Genomic DNA, 16,346 nt, shown 5'->3' with positions numbered 1-16,346 from the left:
CCTGGAGGAAGCAGTCATGACCACGCACCGCCCACGCATCGTGGACCTCAGCGAGACCCAGCCCAACCGCAGGCGCGGAGGCGACCTGCGCGCCATGCTCACCCCGACCGCGGTGGGTGCCACCAGCGGCTTCATGGGGCTGGCCATCGTGCAGCCCGGTGAGCGCATCGGGGAGCACTACCACCCGTACTCCGAGGAGTTCGTCTACGTCGTCAGCGGGCTCCTCGAGGTGGACCTGGACGGGGAGACGCATGAGATGCGGCCCGATCAGGGCCTCATGATCCCGCTGAACGTGCGTCACCGGTTCCGCAACGTCGGCCGCGAGGAGGCCCGCATGGTCTTCCACCTCGGCCCGCTCGCCCCGCGCCCGGAGCTCGGGCATGTCGACACCGAGGTCACCGAAGACGCCGAGCAGGGCCTGCCGCCGGAACGGACTGGGGCGGTGTCATGAACCGGCGGGTGGCGGTCACCGGGGTCGGTATCGTCGCCCCCGGCGGAGTCGGCGCCACGGCGTTCTGGGACCTGCTCTCGAACGGCCGTACCGCGACGCGGGGCATCACCCTCTTCAACCCGGAGGGCTTCCGCTCCCGTATCGCCGCCGAGGTCGACTTCGACCCGGCGGCCCATGGTCTCGACGAGGACCAGGTGGCGCGCTCCGACCGGTACATCCAGTTCGCGCTGGTGGCCGCCCGGGAGGCCGTACGCGACGCCGGTCTCGACCCCGAGAAGGAGGACCCCTGGCGCATCGGGGTGTCGCTGGGCACCGCGGTCGGCGGCACCACACGTCTCGAGCACGACTACGTCGCCGTCAGCGAGAGCGGCACCTACTGGGACGTGGACCACCACCCGGCCGGACCTCATCTGCAGCGCGCGTTCTCGCCCAGCTCACTCGCCTCCGCGGTGGCCGAGCAGGTCGGTGCCCACGGCCCGGTGCAGACCGTCTCGACGGGCTGCACCTCCGGACTCGACGCCATCGGCTACGCCTTCCACGCCATCGAGGAGGGCCGGCTCGACGTCTGCATAGCCGGTGCGTCGGACTCACCCATCTCACCCATCACCGTGGCCTGCTTCGACGCGATCAAGGCCACCTCGCCGAACAACGACGACCCGGCCCACGCCTCCCGGCCGTTCGACGCCAACCGGGACGGGTTTGTCATGGGCGAGGGCGGCGCCGTTCTCGTCCTGGAGGACCTGGAGCACGCCCGCGCCCGCGGCGCGACGGTGTACTGCGAGATCGGGGGCTACGCCACCTTCGGCAACGCCTACCACATGACCGGGCTGACCCCCGAGGGACTGGAGATGGCCCAGGCCATCAACACCGCCCTCGACCACGCCCGTATCGACCGCGCGCAGATCGACTACGTCAACGCACACGGCTCCGGCACCAAACAGAACGACCGGCACGAGACGGCCGCGGTGAAGCGCTCACTGGGCGACCACGCCTTCAAAACACCCATGAGCTCCATCAAATCCATGGTGGGCCACTCGCTGGGCGCCATCGGCGCGATCGAACTCGTCGCCTGCGTCCTGGCCATGTCCCACCAGGTGGTGCCGCCGACGGCGAACTACGAGACCCCAGACCCCGAGTGCGACCTGGACTATGTGCCGCTCACCGCCCGCCCACGGAAGCTGCACAGCGTGCTTTCGGTGGGCAGCGGGTTCGGCGGATTCCAGTCCGCGGTCGTCATGACCAGACCAAGTGGGAGGACGCTATGAGCTCCCGGCAGGATCGGCACACGGTCGTCACCGGCATCGGTGTCATAGCCCCCAACGGGGCCGGCACCGAGGCCTTCTGGAAGTCGACCCAGGAGGGCATAAGCGTCCTCGACCGCGTCACCCGCGAGGGCTGCGAGCATCTGCCGCTCCGGGTCGCCGGCGAGGTCCGCGACTTCGACCCGGCCGCGCTGATAGAGGAGCGCTACCTCGTTCAGACGGACCGGTTCACGCACTTCGCGATGGCCGCGGCCGATCTCGCCATGGAGGACGCCCGGCTCGGCCGCGGCGACTACGAGGGCTCGCCCTTCGCCGTCGGTGTGGTGACCGCGGCGGGCTCCGGCGGTGGCGAGTTCGGACAGCGCGAACTGCAGCGGCTGTGGGGACAGGGTTCCCGCTTCGTCGGCCCGTACCAGTCCATCGCCTGGTTCTACGCCGCCAGCACCGGCCAGATATCGATCAGGGGCGGCTTCAAGGGTCCGTGCGGCGTCGTGGCCAGCGACGAGGCGGGCGGGCTCGACGCGCTCGCGCACGCCGCCGGTGCCATCCGCCGCGGCACCGACGCCGTCGTGGTCGGTGCCGCGGAGGCCCCGCTGGCGCCCTACTCGGTCGTCTGCCAGCTGGGGTACCAGGATCTGAGCACCGGTGAGGAACCGGACCGCGCCTACCGGCCGTTCACCTCCGAGGCCTGCGGCTTCGTCCCCGCCGAAGGCGGCGCGATGCTCGTGGTCGAGGAGGAGACGGCGGCCCGACGCCGAGGGGCCCGGGTCCGCGCCCGGGTTGCCGGGCATGCCGCGACCTTCACCGGACCGTCGCGGTGGGCGGAGTCCCGGGAGGGGCTGGCTCAGGCGATCCGCGGCGCCCTGCGGGAAGCCGAGTGTGCGCCGGAGGAGATCGATGTGGTCTTCGCGGACGCGCTCGGCGTACCGGAGGCCGACCGTGCCGAGGCGATGGCGATAGCCGACGCGCTCGGCGCGCACGGCAGCAAGGTACCGGTGACGGCACCCAAGACCGGTACCGGCCGGGCCTACTGCGGCGGACCTGTGCTCGACACGGCCGCCGCCGTGCTGGCCATGGAGCGCGACCTCATACCTCCCACGCCCAATGTCTTCGACGTGTGCCACGACCTCGATGTCGTGACCGGCCGGGCACGACCCGCTCAGCTGCGGACTGCGCTGGTGCTGAGCCGCGGGCTCATGGGCTCGAACGCGGCGCTGGTGCTGCGGCACGCCACCGAAAACCCCTCATGAGAAGGAGAGTCACTCATGTCCGCTCTGACCATCGAAGAACTGGCCGCACTGATGAAGAAGGGCGCCGGCGTCACCGTCGACCCCATGGACCTGGCAAGCCGGTCCAACACCCGCTTCGACGAGTTCGGCCTCGACTCGCTGGGCCTGCTCGGCATCGTCGGCGAACTGGAGAACCGGCACGGCCGTCCCCTGCCCGCCGACGCGGACCGGTGCAAGACCCCGCAGGAGTTCCTCGACCTCGTCAACAACACCCTCATGACTGGAGCCTGACGTGCCCGGACACACCGAGAACGAAATCACCGTCGCCGCCCCCCTGGACCTCGTCTGGGACATGACCAACGACCTCGAGAACTGGCCTCAGCTGTTCAGCGAGTACGCGTCGGTGGAGGTCCTGTCCCGGGAGGGCGACACGACGACCTTCCGGCTGACCATGCACCCCGACGAGAACGACAAGGTCTGGAGCTGGGTCTCGGAACGGACGATCGACCGCAAGGGCCTGAAGGTACGGGCCCGCCGTGTCGAGACCGGTCCCTTCGAGCGTATGGACATCCGGTGGGAGTACGCGGAGGTGCCCGGCGGCACCCGGATGCACTGGACCCAGGACTTCGCGATGAAGCCGGAAGCCCCGGTCGACGACGCCTGGATGACCGACAACATCAACCGCAACTCCCGGGTCCAGATGGAGCTCATCCGGGACAAGATCGAGCAGCGCGACCGCGACAGCCGTACCGCCGCCGTCACCCCCAACTGAGCCCGGGCAAGGAAAGGGAGCCTCCCGATGCACCAAGCTCTGATCGTCGCCCGTATGGCGCCGGATTCGGCCCCGGACATCGCCAAGCTGTTCGCGGCCTCCGACGCCGGTGAACTTCCGCACCTCGTCGGCGTCAGCCGCCGCAGCCTGTTCCAGTTCGGCGATGTGTACATGCACCTGATCGAGTCCGAGAAGCCGCCCGGACCCGAGATCGCGAAGGTGACTGACCACCCTGCCTTCCAGGACATCAGCGACCGGCTCATGGCCTTCGTCAGCCCGTACAACCCGGAGACCTGGCGGACCCCGAAGGACGCGATGGCCCACCAGTTCTACCGGTGGGAGCGCGACAGCACCACATGAGGACATGCGAACGCCCCGAGTCCGGGCCGAGAGGCCGGGCTCGGGGCGTTGTTGCGGATGTTCGTCGTTTTCGTCGTTACGGGTGCTGAGGTGCGCGGAGCGAGAGGGGTCACCCGGGGACGGTGCACTCGAACGCGTGGAGATACGGGTTGACCGGGCGGATCTCGCCGATGAGCAGGCCCGCATTCGTCACTCTGTGCACCAGACTCTCCTTGGTGTGCTTCGCGCCGCCGACGTTGAGCAGCAGAAGCAGATCCATGGCGGTGGTGAACTTCATCGAGGGAGTGTCGTCCACGAGGTTCTCGATGACCACGACCCGGGCTCCCGGCCGCGCCGCCGCGACGATGTTCCCCAGAGTTCTACGGGTGCTCTCGTCGTCCCACTCCAGGATGTTCTTGATGATGTAGAGATCGGCCTCGACCGGGATGTCCTGGCGGCAGTCCCCGGGGACGATACGGACCCGGTCCGCGAGCGCACCCCCTTCACGCAGCCGAGGATCCGCCTTCGCGACCACGTCGGGCAGATCGAGCAGCGTGCCCCGGACGGCCGGATGCTTCTCCAGCAGACTCGCGAGCACATGCCCCTGGCCGCCGCCGATGTCCGCGACGACGGAGATCCCGGTCAGGTCGAGGAGCTCGGCGACTTCCAGTGCCGACTGCCTGCTGGACGTGGTCATGGCCCGGTTGAAGACATGGGCCGACTCGTGCGCGTCCTGGTGCAGGTACTCGAAGAACCCCTTGCCGTACAGCTCGTGGAAGACGCTTCCGCCGGAACGCACGGCCTCGTCGAGCCGGGGCCAGGCGTCCCAGGTCCACGGCTCTGTGCACCACAGGGCGATGTACCGCAGGCTGTTCGGATCGTCGTCGCGCAGCATCAGCGACATGTCCGTGTGGGCGAACGTGCCGTCCTCGGTCTCGATGAAGATGCCGTAGCAGGACAGGGTGCGCAGCAGCCGGCGCAGCGACCTGGCATCGGAGTCCACCGCGGTCGCGAGCTGCTCCGCGGTGGCGGGCGCATCGCCGAGCGCGTCGGCCACCCCCAGCCGGGCGGCCGCGCGTACGGCGGCGGCGCACGCCGCCCCGAAGACAAGCTCCCGCAGCCGCATGGCGGGCGGGGGAGTGGACACGAAGGTGTCGGTGGTGACGGGGTTGGGACTTACGGTGGTCATACCGCCTCGATTCTCCTGGGGAGGGGGAACACTCAGCACATCCCGGCGGGTTCGGAAGCCAGGCACACATTGCGGACGAACTCATTGCCCGTTCCGCCGCCCCGGTTGGCCAGGTCGGCGGGCTTGTTGCCCTGCACCCAGTTGTCCGTGACGACATTGCCGGTGTTGACGGCGCCCACGAAGCTCTGGAACAGCACGACTCCGCCGGAGAGCGGCGAGGAGCCGGCGTTGTCCAGGATCAGGTTCGCGCGGACGACGGTGGACTCGCTGCCGGTGAGGACGATGCCGGATCCCTGAATGGCGGGGAGGCGGGTGGTGGCGGGGCAGAACTTGTTGTTCTTGTAGATCCTGTTGGCGGCAACGGTCATCGCCCCGGCCGCGGGCTTCGACTCGTCGCCCACGATGAACAGACCGGCACAGTTTCCGGTCATGTCGTTGGCGCTGACGGTGAGGTTCCTGACCCGCCTGACCGTGACCCCGATCCGGTTGCCCGTCAGCCGGTTGTTCGTGATCACCGTGTTGTTGGTGTCGGTCGCCCCGCCCTCGTGGTCGACCGTATTGGCGATGAAGATGCCGGCGTCACCGCTGTCCCGGACTGTGTTGTTACGGAACACCGCCCGGGTGGACATCTCCTGGCCGATGCCCCAGGTGCCGTTCTGCTCTGCCGTCACCTGCTCGACGGACAGCCGGTCGGTACGGGTGGCCCAGATGGCGCTCTTCCTGAAGCCCGAAAGGGTCAGTGAGCGGATGCTGACGCCGCCTAGGTTCGTGTTCGCCGTACCCGTCACACAGATGCCGTTGCCGCCCTGAGCGCAGGCGTTCGCGGCCGGCGTGGTCGTCGGCCCCGGCTTGATAACGGTGGCCGGGCCCATCCCGCGCAGGGTCAGGTTCGCTTTCGTGACAAGGACGCTTTCGCGGTAGGTGCCGGGCCAGATGACAATGGTGTCTCCCGGTTCGGCGGCGTTCACCGCTTCCTGGATCGATTCGCCCGGATACACCGTGTGGTTGGCCGCAGCGGCGGACGGAGCGGCTGCGCCCAGTCCGGAGACCATGATGACCGCGGTGCATGCGAGGCACGTGAGCTGTCGTTTCGTCATGAGCCGAAGTTATGGGCGATCATGCCGGCTCGCCACACGGGGTGAGCGTATGGATACATCCCGTGGGCGAGTGGGTGTTTTTCGGCGGTCACGCGGCCCGGACACGGCCCTTCTCGACGGCCGGGGCTCCCCGTCGCTGACGACGCCCGAGCGTCATGGGGCGGCGCGACGCGCCGAGAAGGTAACGGCGTATCCGCCCAGTCTGCGACGGACCTCGGGGGCGTGTAAGGGCAGTTCGCCCATGACGCGGCTCAGGCCGTCCAGGGAGGCCAGGCGTACCTGCGCTCCCTCCGCACGATGAAAGGAGCGGGCCGGGCCGGTGTCGAGGAGGTCGTAGCCGATGAGAAGGCCGCCGGGGCGCAGTACGCGCGCGGCCTCGGCCAGTGCGCTCTCCCAGGCCACGACGTGGTGCAGCATCAGGAAGGACACCACGGCGTCGAAGGTGCCGTCGGCGAAGGGAAGCGCGGTGGCATCCCCCGTCCGCGCGGATGCGCGATCGCCGAAGGGCGCCAGTCGGCGCGCGCTCGCGGAAACCATGGCCGGGTCCGGGTCCACGGCCGTCAGCGTGATGCCGGGGTGCGTGGTGAGCAGCTGCGCGGTCATGGTGCCGCCGCCGGAACCGATTTCCAGCACGCGCCCCTCGAGGGTGGCGCCGGCCAGGGCCCAGGGCAGGACAACGCGCCCGGCGAACACACCCCAGGGTGCGCTTCGGCAGAACACTCGTTCCAGCGTCGGCATCACCGGCATGGCACTCTCCTCCGACGGTTGCTCACTGCGGGGTGCGGGCGACGGACGTACCGAAGACGCGGTCCCAGTAGGGGGCACTGATGCCGAAGCCGCGGCGGTCGTCGAGGAAGTGATGGCGCATGTGGTACGTGCGCAGGGTGCGCAGGATCCTGCTCTTCGGCCTGCCTCGGTGGAGGTAGCAGTGGAGCAGGTCGTACGCCAGGTACCCGGCCACGTATCCGGCACCGAAGACCGGCGGCAGGCCGAGCACTCCGGAGGAGAGCCAGAAGGTCAGCGCGATCATGGGAATGCTCAGGACGGGGCTGAGGATCGAGCGGCGCGCGTCCTGGGGATAGTCGTGGTGCACTCCGTGCAGGATGTAGTGAACCCGGGCGCCGATCCCGCGTTCGGGCTCGAAGTGCAGCAGGAGGCGGTGGCCCCAGTACTCCGACAGCGTCCAGGCCAGATAGCCGGCGAATGCCCAGCCGGCCAGCGCGGGCGGGCCGGACCGGCCGAGGGAGAGCAGCACACCGGCTACGGTCACCGGCACGTACAGGATCGTGCTCGTCATCGGGCTTATGTGCACCAGGTGGTCCAGCAGCGGCCGGCCGACAACGGCGGGCGCGGTGCCGCGGTGCAGGGCGCCCTTGGTGGTACGTGCGGGTGTATCGGCGGTCATCGGTCGGTTCCCCGGGCAGCGGACACGTTCAGCCGCGCTTCATATCCGGTGCGGGCCCGGAAGTCGGTGGTGCGCAGCAGTTGGTCGGCCTTGAGCAGCCGGCCCACGGCGTCACGCCAGGGCTGGGGCAGCAGGAACAACGAGCGGGTGACCGGGTTGGTCCAGGCCGGTACGAAGACGTTGTAGCGGGGGCGCCGGGCGGTGCGAAGGACCGCGTCGGCGATGTTCCGTGGGGTCAGGAGAGGGACGAAGCGGCCCTTGCCGACGCCCGAGGTGAGCTCGGTACGAGCGGGGATCGGCAGCACGATGGACAGGTCGACCCCGCTGCCGCGGAGTTCGGCACGTACGGCTTCGGACAGACCGACGACACCGTGCTTCGCCGCGGAGTACGTGGCACAGCCGGGCAGACCGACCATACCGACGGCGGAGGCCATGTTGATGATGTGACCCCGGCCGCGGGCCCGCATGGGGCCGAGGGCCGCCTTCATGCCGTTGATGGTGCCGAGGAGGTTGACTCCCACCTGGTGTGCGGTGTTGTCGTCGGTCTCGTCCTCGAAGCTGCCGACGATCATTTCCCCGGCGTTGTTGACGAAGATGTCGATCTCTCCGCACTCGGCCTCCACCCGGTCGCAGAACTGCCGGGTGCTCGCGGGGTCGGTGACGTCCAGCGGGTAGGCGAGTGCGCCGATCTCGGCGGCGACGCGCGCGGCGTGGTCGAGGTCACGGGCGCCGATGACGACCGTGGCACCCTCACGAATGAACGCTTCGGCGGTGGCGCGTCCTATGCCGCGGCTGCCGCCGGTGATGGCCACAACCTTGTTCTTGATCGCTTGGGGCATGAGTCCTCCTCATGACGTGATGGATGGAGCGTTGTGCTCGCCGAGCAGGCCGCGGAGGATTGAGGTGATGGATTCGGTCAGGGCCCGGGTGGCGATCGGGTCGATGATCGCGGCGAGACTGGGCATCCCCAGGTCGAAGGCGGCGGTGAAGCGTACGGTGACGGACTCGTCGTCCTGGCGGACGCGCCAGCTTCCCTCGAAACGGTCGAAGTCCCCGTCCGACTGGGCGAAGTCGATGGTCAGCGCCGAGGCGTCGATCCGGTCCCGTTCGGACCAGCACAGCACACCGTTACGGAAGTTCACCGACCAGTCCGAGTCAACGGTGTCCGCGTCCACACCGGTGACGACCACCTGCCGCACCGCGTCGGTGTAGCGGGGGTAGGAGGCGAAGTCCCGCAGCCGGTCGAAAACGGCCGCTGCGGAGGTACCGGTCACGAGGGCATCGACAGTGACCTCTGGCATGTCGGTTCATCCCCTTCCGGGACGTGACGAAGCGGAGCGGAGCAGGGCCGCGGCAGCAGTGGTGAGGGCCGCGCCGATCCGCTCCAGGTCGGCGTCGCGGAGCACGGCCGGGGGTGTCAGCCGGACCACGCGCTGAGCATTGAGGGAGTGATTGGTCAGCAGCCCGGCGTCCAGCAGGTGCAACACCAGCTCGCCGGCCGTCTGCGCGTCGCACATCTCAATGCCGATCAGCAGGCCGCGGCCGCGGATGTCCGCCACGATGTCCCCCCGCAGCGGCGCCAGGGCGGCTTCGGCGCGGGCCAGGATGTCGTGGCCGAGGACCCCGGCGCGCTCGACGAGACGTTCACCGGCGATGGCTCGTACCGCCGCGGCGGCGGCGGCCATCGCCACGGGCGACGCGGCGAAGGTGGAGGTGTGCAGAAACGGGTCCCGGTCGAACGGTGCGTAGGCCGCGGCGGTGGACACCGCCGCGGCGACCGGAATGACGCCGCCACTGAGGCCCTTGCCGACCAGCAGGACGTCCGGGCGGATGTCCTCGGGGTCGGCGCCCCACCATGTGCCCAGTCGGCCCAGACCTGTCTGGATCTCGTCCAGTACGAAGAAGGCGCCGTGCTCGGCACAGAGCCGCTGGACCTGTGCCAGGTAGCCCGGCGGCGGGATGACGACACCGCCTTCGCCCTGCACGGGTTCGAGAACGAGGCAGGCCGGCCCGCCGTGGCCGAGGGCCTCCGCCAGCTCGCCGAGATCACCGAAGGGCACGTGCTCGGCCGGGAGCAGGGGCCGGAACGGGTCCTGGTACAGCGGCTGGGAGGTGAGGGCCAGCGCTCCTGTGGTCTTCCCGTGGTATCCGCCGACGGCCGAGATCAGCCGGGTCTTCCCCTGTGCCCGGGCCAGTTTGACCGCGGTCTCGACCGCCTCGGCCCCGGAGTTGACGAAGTGCACACGGTCCAGCCCGGGCGGGGTGACCCCGGCCAGCTCCGAGGCGGCGGTGGCGGCCACCGGCTCCAGCAGCAGCCGGGTGGCCATCGGGTGGCGGCGTACCTGCGCGGTAACCGCCTCGACCACCTGGGGATGGCAGTGCCCGAGCAGGAAGACTCCGTATCCGCCGCAGTCCAGATACTCCTTGCCGTCGGCGTCCCACACATACGCGCCCCGGGAGCTGACTTCCATCGCCGCACCTGTCATGGACGCCAGCCGGGCCCGGCCCCGGCTGAGATGGCGCCGGTACACGTCCAGCACCTCGGCGGCCGTGGCGGGCGTCGTCGGGCTGCTCACGCCGTGACCAGTGCTGGAGCCGGGCGGTTCATGCCCTTCGTGCGGACGAGTTGCGACAGTGCGGCGTGCAGCGCGGATTCCGCCCGGTCCGCCCCCATCGCCGCCGGCAGGCCGGGCTTCCCCAGATCGGTGGGGAACGGCTGGTGGGCGGTGAAGAGCGCGGTCATAGCGAGCAGATCGTCGAGGCGACGACGGGTCGCGGGTGGCAGGTCCGCCATGAACACCGGCCGGATCAGACGGTCCACCAGGTCCGGGGAGACCATGCGCGGCAGTGTCAGGTCCAGGCCGGCTTGTGCGGCGAATTCGGCGGCGAGCTCCAGGAGACGGTCGGCGCGCAGCGCCTGATCGCCGGCGGTCACCCACACCTCCCCCTCGTGCGCGCCGTCGCGGACCAGGGCGGCGACCGTGGCGGCCACCACGTCCTGCGGCACGAAGTCGATCAGGGAACCGGGCGACAGCGGCACCAGGGGCAGCCGCCCGCGCAGCAAACTCGCCAGCATGCCGTGCAGACCCTGGAATGCCGAGATCTCTCCGGTGCGGGAGTCTCCGGTGATCACCGACGGGCGGATGATCACCGCCGGTACGCCCGAAGTGCGTACGACGTCCTCGCCGGCGCGTTTGGAGTCCAGATAGTTCCCGGGACGGGCGGTGCGCTCCCCGGTGTCCTGCCCGGGCCCGGCACCGGTGATGCCGGTCCTCGCCACGAAGGCCGAGGAGACGTGGTACAGCAACGCACCGGCGTCCGCGGCGAGTTGGACAATCCGCAGGGTGCCGGCCCCGTTGAGGGCGTGGGTCGCCGCCGGCCCGTCGGTGAAGCCGGTGACCGCGGCGCAGTGCACGACGGCGTCCACCCGCGCGCAGAGGTCCGCGTACGCGGTTGCGTCGAGGCCGAGCCGGGGAGCGGTGAGGTCTCCGGTGAGCTGTTCGTCGGCGCCGGGTACCGGAGTGCGGTGGACCAGCGCGATCACCCGCCGGTCGGACAGTTCCGGGAGCAGCGCCGTACCGAGCACTCCGGAGGCTCCGGTCAGCAGGACGGTCGGGGCAGCCGGCACGTTCGGGTCACCTCACAGCTGGATGTCTTGCACACAGTCAGGGACACAGTCAGGGACGCGGTCAGGGAACCGTCAGGGAATGAGCAGGGGCCGGCCCGCGAAGTAGTCCGTCAGCGGTGCGGCCGTACGGGACTTCGACGGCGGGTGGAAGGCCAGCGCGCGGCAGGCCGACTGCAGATACGCGAGCTCTCCGGACGCGATGAAGGCCATTCCCCCCAGCGCCTCCATGCACAGTGCCAGGGTCCGGCTGATCGCGTCCTGCGCCGCGTATCGGCAGATCAGCGACTGGGCGAGGGCTTCTTCTCCGGGCGGGCGTCGGCCGATCGCGGACGCGAGCCCCTCGACCGAGAGCATGGCCGCCTCGACCGCGATGATGGCTTCGCCGCGCACGGTGGGGTCCACCCGGGTGTCCGCCAGGGTGCGCTCCACCATCGCCGAGGCGGCTCCCAGATAGCTTGCGGTCATCAGCAGTTCGAACCAGACGAAACCGACGGTCTGCAGATGGTCCGCCCGGCCCTCGTCGGTGACACCGGTGCGTACCAACAGCTCGGCGGGGACCGCCACATCGTCGAGGACGACTTCCTCGCTCTCGGCCGCGGCCAGGACCGGAGCGCGCCAGAACGGGCGCACGCTCAGTCCGGGGGCGTCGGCGGGCACCAGGGCGATCGCCAGCTCCCACGAACCGTCCGGGCCCGGCAGCATGAAGGACGCGGTGAGCAGTTTCATCGACCTGGCGAGGCTGCACGGCTTCTTCGAGCCGCTCAACCGGACCTGGTCCCCGTCCATCCGGGCGGTCAGTGCCGGGCGGAGAATGCCCTGTCCGGTACGCCCTTCGGCGAAGCCGGAGGCGAGCAGCAGATTGTCCTCGGCGATGGCGGCGAGCAGCAGCCACTCCATGCCGTCCCCGGCTGACGCCGCCTCGGCCAGCGTCGCGGTGGAGAAGTGATGCATCGTGGTGGCCACGGCGAGCGCGGGTGAGCGGGAACCCAGCGCGCGTTGTACACGTACCGCGGACAACAGGTCGGCACCCGCTCCTCCGTGCACGGCGGGGACGAGCAGCCCCGGCCCGCCGGCCAGGGTGAAAGCCTTGAGCGCCGTTCCTTCGGTGGTCTCCAGATCCAGCAGCGGGACCGCTGCCAGCTGCTTGTCCAGTCCCGGCAGGAGACTCTCCAGGCTCTCGCGCTCACGCAGCAGAAAACGCATACCCACCCACCTCCGTCACCGTGTCATCCACCGGCCCTCACAGGAGTTGTCCCGGAGGTCGTCAGCAGCGCCTCGAGCTCGTCGCCGAGGATCGACACGCCTTCCTGCGTGAGCAGGGACTCCGGATGGAACTGCAGCGAACGCAAGGAAGGGCCACGCAGAGCGTGCACCTCACCGTTCTCCGGATCCCGACTGACCTCGACGCCCTTGAACCGGTCGTCGGCCGACACCGCGGCGAAGGTGTTGTAGAAGCCCACACGGGTACGGCGGCCGAACAGGTCGATCTCGCGCTGCACCCCTTGGTTGGGCGGATCCTTGCGGATCAGTTCGAGTCCCAGCACCCCGCACACCACCTGATGTCCCAGGCATACCGCCAGGAAGGGCCGTCGTTCGTCCATGAGCCGGCGGACGGTGCGGCGCAGCGCGGCGATCTTGGGGGCGTCGAAGTCCCGTGGATCGCCTGGGCCGGGGCCCACGATGACAAGGTCGAAGTCGTCGGGCTCGTAGGGTTCGTCGAACCTGCGCGTGGTGACCTCTGGTCCGAGCGCGCGCAGTTGATGCCTGAGCATCTCGGTGAAGGAGTCCTCGCCGTCCACCACGAGCACACGGTGGCCGGCCAGCGCTTCGCGGTGGTACCCGGCGTCACCCGGGGGCTCCAGCCAGAACCGAGAGAGTGTGACGTTGCGCCGGGCCAACGCCTCGCGGACCTGCGGGTGTCCGGCGATGCGGGATGAGCGGCGAGAGGTGCCCGGGGGATGCGGTTGCGTTCCGTGCACGGCATCCAGCAGGGCAGCCGTCTTCGCCCGGGTCTCGGCGACCTCGGAGTCCGGGTCGGAGTGGCGGACCAGCGTCGCTCCGACACCGATCCGCAGCCGGCCCTCCGCTCCGATGTCCGCCGTACGGATGAGCAGTGCGGAGTCGAGCTGCCGGGCGCCGGAATCGTCGCGGCCGATCAGCGCGAGCACTCCGCTGTAGTAGCCGCGCCCCTCGGGCTCGTAACGCTTGATGACACGGCAGGCGTTCTCCAGCGGGCTGCCGGTGACCGTGGGGACGAACATGGTCTCCCGCAGGATTTCCCTGACGTCCCGTGAACTACGCCCGGTCAGCACGTATTCGGTGTGCGCGAGCCGGGTCATCTCCTTGAGGTACGGGCCCGAGGTCCGCACCCCGGGTTCGCAGATCCGCGCCATCATCTTGAGTTCCTCGTCGACCACCATGTACAGCTCGTCGGTCTCTTTGGGGTCGGCCAGGAAACGCAGGACGTCGGGCACCGTGGGCCCGGCCGGCGGGTGGCGGTACGTCCCGCTGATCGGGTTCATCCTCACCGTGCCCGCTGTCAGGCTGACGTGCCGCTCCGGGGTGGCGCCCACCAGGGTGCGCGAGCCCGTGTGGATGAGGAACGTCCAGTAGGCGCCCACCTCGCGGGCGAGGAGGCGGCGGAACACCGTGAGCGCGGCGTCGGTGACAGGACCTTCCACCGTGGCTACGAACGACCGCCTGATGACGAAGTTGGCGCCCTCGCCCCGGCCTATCTCTTCACTGAGGATCTTGCGGACGATGGTCCCGTAGGCCCCGTCGTCGATGTCGAACTCCCCGCCGTTCAGGTCGATCGGCCGGTCCGGGATCCGCTCCAGCAGTGCGGCGGAACCCATGGTGCCCTGTTCCCCGACGCGCATGGCGAGCAGCGGCGTCCGGTCGTCCTGGTACTCGAATCCACGCTCGGCGATCTGGCGGTACGGAATGAGTACGACCATTTCGTGCCGGGCCTGACCGGCCGGCCCCTGGCCCTCCTTCTGCTCCTGCGTCACCGGAAGCTCCGCGAGAGTCGGCACCTCAAGAACGTCGCCGACGAGGATCTCGACCTGATCGCGCCCGGCCGAAGAGGGACGGTGCAGCAGCGCGAAGGGGGGCGCGTCCGGGGTGAGCAGGCTGTCGAGACGCGCAGTGTCTATGTCGCTCACTATTGCTCCCAATCGGGAATTCAACAGAACCGGTTACAACAACGGCCCGTATCCGTGGCGTAATTTTCGCATCAGGGCGGCATGCGGGCCACTACTCACACGAGTAGGGAGGTCCGCCCCGCACGGCCGTGTCAACGGATCTTGACTGCTCGCATGAGTAGCCCCACGCACCTTGTATCCGGCTAGAGTCGGAGTTCATTCGCCCCGTCGAGCCGGGGGCGGAAATGTCGTTGATTCGACTGCTGGGTTACGAGCATTTGGAGAAGCGTTGAAGGCGATACACGGGCAGTCGACATGGCCAGGTGTCTCATGAACGTCGCCATAAGGTGGGCCGGTCTCACCGAATCGGACGCCACACTTTCCGAGCACGAAATCCGCTCCTGGCGGTCCTGGCCGGCCCTGCAGCAGCCCGACTGGGGCGACGACTGGCTCGTCGCCGAAGTCGGCAGAGGTCTCGCGAGCCTGCCGGAACTCATCGACGGCGACGAGACCAGGGTCCTGCGGCAGCTTCTCGCCGAAGTGGCCGACGGACGCCGCCAGGTGATCCAGGCCGGGGACTGCGCCGAGGACCCGGCGGAGTGCACCCCCCGCCATCTCGCGCGCAAGGTCGGCCTGCTCGACGCCATGGCGGGTGTCATGCGCATCGGTACCGGTCAGCCGGTGATCCGGGTCGGCCGCATAGCGGGGCAGTTCGCCAAACCCCGGTCCAGTCCCACGGAGTACGTGGACGGCGCGGAGCTCCCCGTCTACCGCGGGCACCTCGTCAACAGTCCGCGGGCCACGGCGGAGGACCGCAGGCCCGACCCGATGCGCCTGCTGGCCTGCCACCGGGCGGCGGGCACCGCGACGGCGTATCTGCGCAGGCAGCAGGATGCCTCCGGTACACCGGTGTGGACGAGCCACGAAGCCCTTGTCCTCGACTACGAACTGCCGCAGCTGCGCCGCGACCCGGACGGCCGGCTCGTCCTCACCTCCACGCACTGGCCGTGGATAGGCGACCGCACCCGCCAGCCGGACGGTGCGCATGTGCGCCTGCTGGCGGCGGTGAGCAACCCGGTGGCCTGCAAGGTGGGGCCGAGCATGACGGAGGACGAACTGCTGCGCCTGTGTGAGCTGCTGGACCCGGACCGGCAGCCCGGCAGGCTCACGCTCATCGCCCGCATGGGCATCGGCGCCGCGGCCGGGCAACTCTCCCGCCTGGCCGCCCGCGTCCGGTCGGCCGGCCACCCGGTCGTCTGGCTGTGCGACCCGATGCACGGCAACACCGTCCGCGCCACCAATGGCCGCAAGACTCGCCTCCTGTCCTCCATCACCCAGGAGATACGGGAGTTCCGGACCGTGCTCGACGGACTCGGCCTGAACCCGGGAGGCCTGCATCTGGAGACCACTCCGGATTCCGTCGTCGAATGCTTGCCGGACGACTCGCACATTGATCGCTGCGACGGACCGTATACAACATTGTGCGACCCGCGACTGAACGTGTGGCAGGCCCTGACCGCCGCCGAAACATGGCACTGAAAGGAACTGCCCCATGTCCGCAGTGAAGAATCAGATTGCCTGCGACCAGCTCCGGGAAATCGTGGCATTGGTTCTTGAGATCGATGTGGCCGAGGTTCTTACCGATTCACATTTCTACGACGATCTGTCGGCCGACTCCTTGGAGAAGGTGGAAATCGCCGTGCGGATCGAGCGGGATTTCGGGGTTCCTCTGAACGCCGACGAGGCCGCGGAACTGAGCAGCGTCGCGGCCGCGCTGGCCCTGCTGCGCGACAAGGGCGTGGTGGGCTGATGCCCAGCGCCGCTCATGGCC

Annotated in this window: 18 protein-coding genes; 8 read left to right on the top strand and 10 right to left on the bottom strand. The window is 69.4% G+C overall.

Annotation, left to right across the window (positions count from 1 at the left end; all coding sequences use genetic code 11):
* Window positions 1-16 precede the first annotated feature (16 nt).
* The 6 genes from ACWDZ6_RS08690 to ACWDZ6_RS08665 are packed head-to-tail and all read left to right on the top strand — an operon-like array spanning window position 17 to window position 4,074.
* A complete protein-coding gene (locus ACWDZ6_RS08690; RefSeq protein ID WP_351448224.1) occupies window positions 17-451 on the top strand; it encodes a cupin domain-containing protein in 435 nt (144 codons plus the stop codon).
* Window positions 448-1,716 (top strand): beta-ketoacyl-[acyl-carrier-protein] synthase family protein, encoded by a 1,269-nt coding sequence (locus ACWDZ6_RS08685; RefSeq protein ID WP_326653390.1) that lies wholly within the window; start codon window positions 448-450, stop codon window positions 1,714-1,716. Before ACWDZ6_RS08690 ends, ACWDZ6_RS08685 begins: the two co-directional genes overlap by 4 nt.
* Window positions 1,713-2,963, top strand: coding sequence for a ketosynthase chain-length factor (locus tag ACWDZ6_RS08680; protein ID WP_366731742.1), 1,251 nt, complete (start codon window positions 1,713-1,715; stop codon window positions 2,961-2,963). Before ACWDZ6_RS08685 ends, ACWDZ6_RS08680 begins: the two co-directional genes overlap by 4 nt.
* A gap of 15 nt (window positions 2,964-2,978) precedes the next feature.
* On the top strand, window positions 2,979-3,233 hold the full coding sequence (locus ACWDZ6_RS08675; RefSeq protein ID WP_326653393.1) for an acyl carrier protein: 255 nt from the start codon (window positions 2,979-2,981) through the stop codon (window positions 3,231-3,233).
* 1 nt (window position 3,234) lies between these two features.
* Window positions 3,235-3,714: an SRPBCC family protein gene (locus ACWDZ6_RS08670; RefSeq protein ID WP_326653394.1), complete on the top strand. Its 480-nt coding sequence runs from the start codon at window positions 3,235-3,237 to the stop codon at window positions 3,712-3,714.
* 27 nt (window positions 3,715-3,741) lie between these two features.
* Entirely contained in the window at window positions 3,742-4,074 is a 333-nt protein-coding gene (locus tag ACWDZ6_RS08665; protein WP_351448231.1) for a TcmI family type II polyketide cyclase, read from the top strand.
* A gap of 109 nt (window positions 4,075-4,183) precedes the next feature.
* Here ACWDZ6_RS08665 and ACWDZ6_RS08660 read toward each other — a convergent pair whose 3' ends face one another.
* The 10 genes from ACWDZ6_RS08660 to ACWDZ6_RS08615 all read right to left on the bottom strand — a co-directional run bounded on the left by ACWDZ6_RS08660 (window position 4,184) and on the right by ACWDZ6_RS08615 (window position 14,536).
* On the bottom strand, window positions 4,184-5,242 hold the full coding sequence (locus tag ACWDZ6_RS08660; protein WP_451502274.1) for a methyltransferase: 1,059 nt from the start codon (window positions 5,240-5,242) through the stop codon (window positions 4,184-4,186).
* A 32-nt stretch (window positions 5,243-5,274) separates the two neighbouring features.
* Window positions 5,275-6,339: a right-handed parallel beta-helix repeat-containing protein gene (locus tag ACWDZ6_RS08655; RefSeq protein WP_451502273.1), complete on the bottom strand. Its 1,065-nt coding sequence runs from the start codon at window positions 6,337-6,339 to the stop codon at window positions 5,275-5,277.
* 153 nt (window positions 6,340-6,492) lie between these two features.
* Window positions 6,493-7,086 (bottom strand): class I SAM-dependent methyltransferase, encoded by a 594-nt coding sequence (locus ACWDZ6_RS08650; protein ID WP_451502272.1) that lies wholly within the window; start codon window positions 7,084-7,086, stop codon window positions 6,493-6,495.
* 22 nt (window positions 7,087-7,108) lie between these two features.
* Complete coding sequence (locus tag ACWDZ6_RS08645; protein WP_451502271.1) at window positions 7,109-7,744, bottom strand: sterol desaturase family protein; 636 nt, start codon at window positions 7,742-7,744, stop codon at window positions 7,109-7,111.
* Window positions 7,741-8,583, bottom strand: coding sequence for an SDR family oxidoreductase (locus ACWDZ6_RS08640; RefSeq protein ID WP_451502270.1), 843 nt, complete (start codon window positions 8,581-8,583; stop codon window positions 7,741-7,743). The genes ACWDZ6_RS08645 and ACWDZ6_RS08640 overlap by 4 nt, the downstream gene beginning before the upstream one ends.
* 9 nt (window positions 8,584-8,592) lie before the next feature.
* On the bottom strand, window positions 8,593-9,045 hold the full coding sequence (locus tag ACWDZ6_RS08635; protein WP_451502269.1) for a type II toxin-antitoxin system RatA family toxin: 453 nt from the start codon (window positions 9,043-9,045) through the stop codon (window positions 8,593-8,595).
* 6 nt (window positions 9,046-9,051) lie between these two features.
* A complete protein-coding gene (locus tag ACWDZ6_RS08630; RefSeq protein ID WP_451502268.1) occupies window positions 9,052-10,320 on the bottom strand; it encodes an aspartate aminotransferase family protein in 1,269 nt (422 codons plus the stop codon).
* A complete protein-coding gene (locus ACWDZ6_RS08625; protein WP_451502267.1) occupies window positions 10,317-11,372 on the bottom strand; it encodes an SDR family oxidoreductase in 1,056 nt (351 codons plus the stop codon). Before ACWDZ6_RS08625 ends, ACWDZ6_RS08630 begins: the two co-directional genes overlap by 4 nt.
* A gap of 72 nt (window positions 11,373-11,444) precedes the next feature.
* Entirely contained in the window at window positions 11,445-12,575 is a 1,131-nt protein-coding gene (locus ACWDZ6_RS08620; protein ID WP_451502266.1) for an acyl-CoA dehydrogenase, read from the bottom strand.
* Between the two features lie 23 nt (window positions 12,576-12,598).
* Window positions 12,599-14,536 carry an anthranilate synthase family protein gene (locus tag ACWDZ6_RS08615; protein WP_451502265.1) on the bottom strand — a complete coding sequence of 646 codons (1,938 nt, stop codon included), beginning with the start codon at window positions 14,534-14,536 and terminating at the stop codon, window positions 12,599-12,601.
* A 309-nt stretch (window positions 14,537-14,845) separates the two neighbouring features.
* On the opposite strand from ACWDZ6_RS08615, the gene ACWDZ6_RS08610 reads away from it, so the two are divergent.
* Together ACWDZ6_RS08610 and ACWDZ6_RS08605 are read left to right on the top strand one after the other, a co-directional pair.
* Window positions 14,846-16,054 (top strand): 3-deoxy-7-phosphoheptulonate synthase, encoded by a 1,209-nt coding sequence (locus ACWDZ6_RS08610; RefSeq protein ID WP_451502264.1) that lies wholly within the window; start codon window positions 14,846-14,848, stop codon window positions 16,052-16,054.
* A gap of 13 nt (window positions 16,055-16,067) precedes the next feature.
* On the top strand, window positions 16,068-16,325 hold the full coding sequence (locus ACWDZ6_RS08605; RefSeq protein WP_451502263.1) for an acyl carrier protein: 258 nt from the start codon (window positions 16,068-16,070) through the stop codon (window positions 16,323-16,325).
* Window positions 16,326-16,346: the final 21 nt, after the last annotated feature.

The organism is Streptomyces sp. NPDC002926, assembly GCF_053591755.1.
This window is presented reverse-complemented; position numbering and strand designations above follow the sequence as displayed.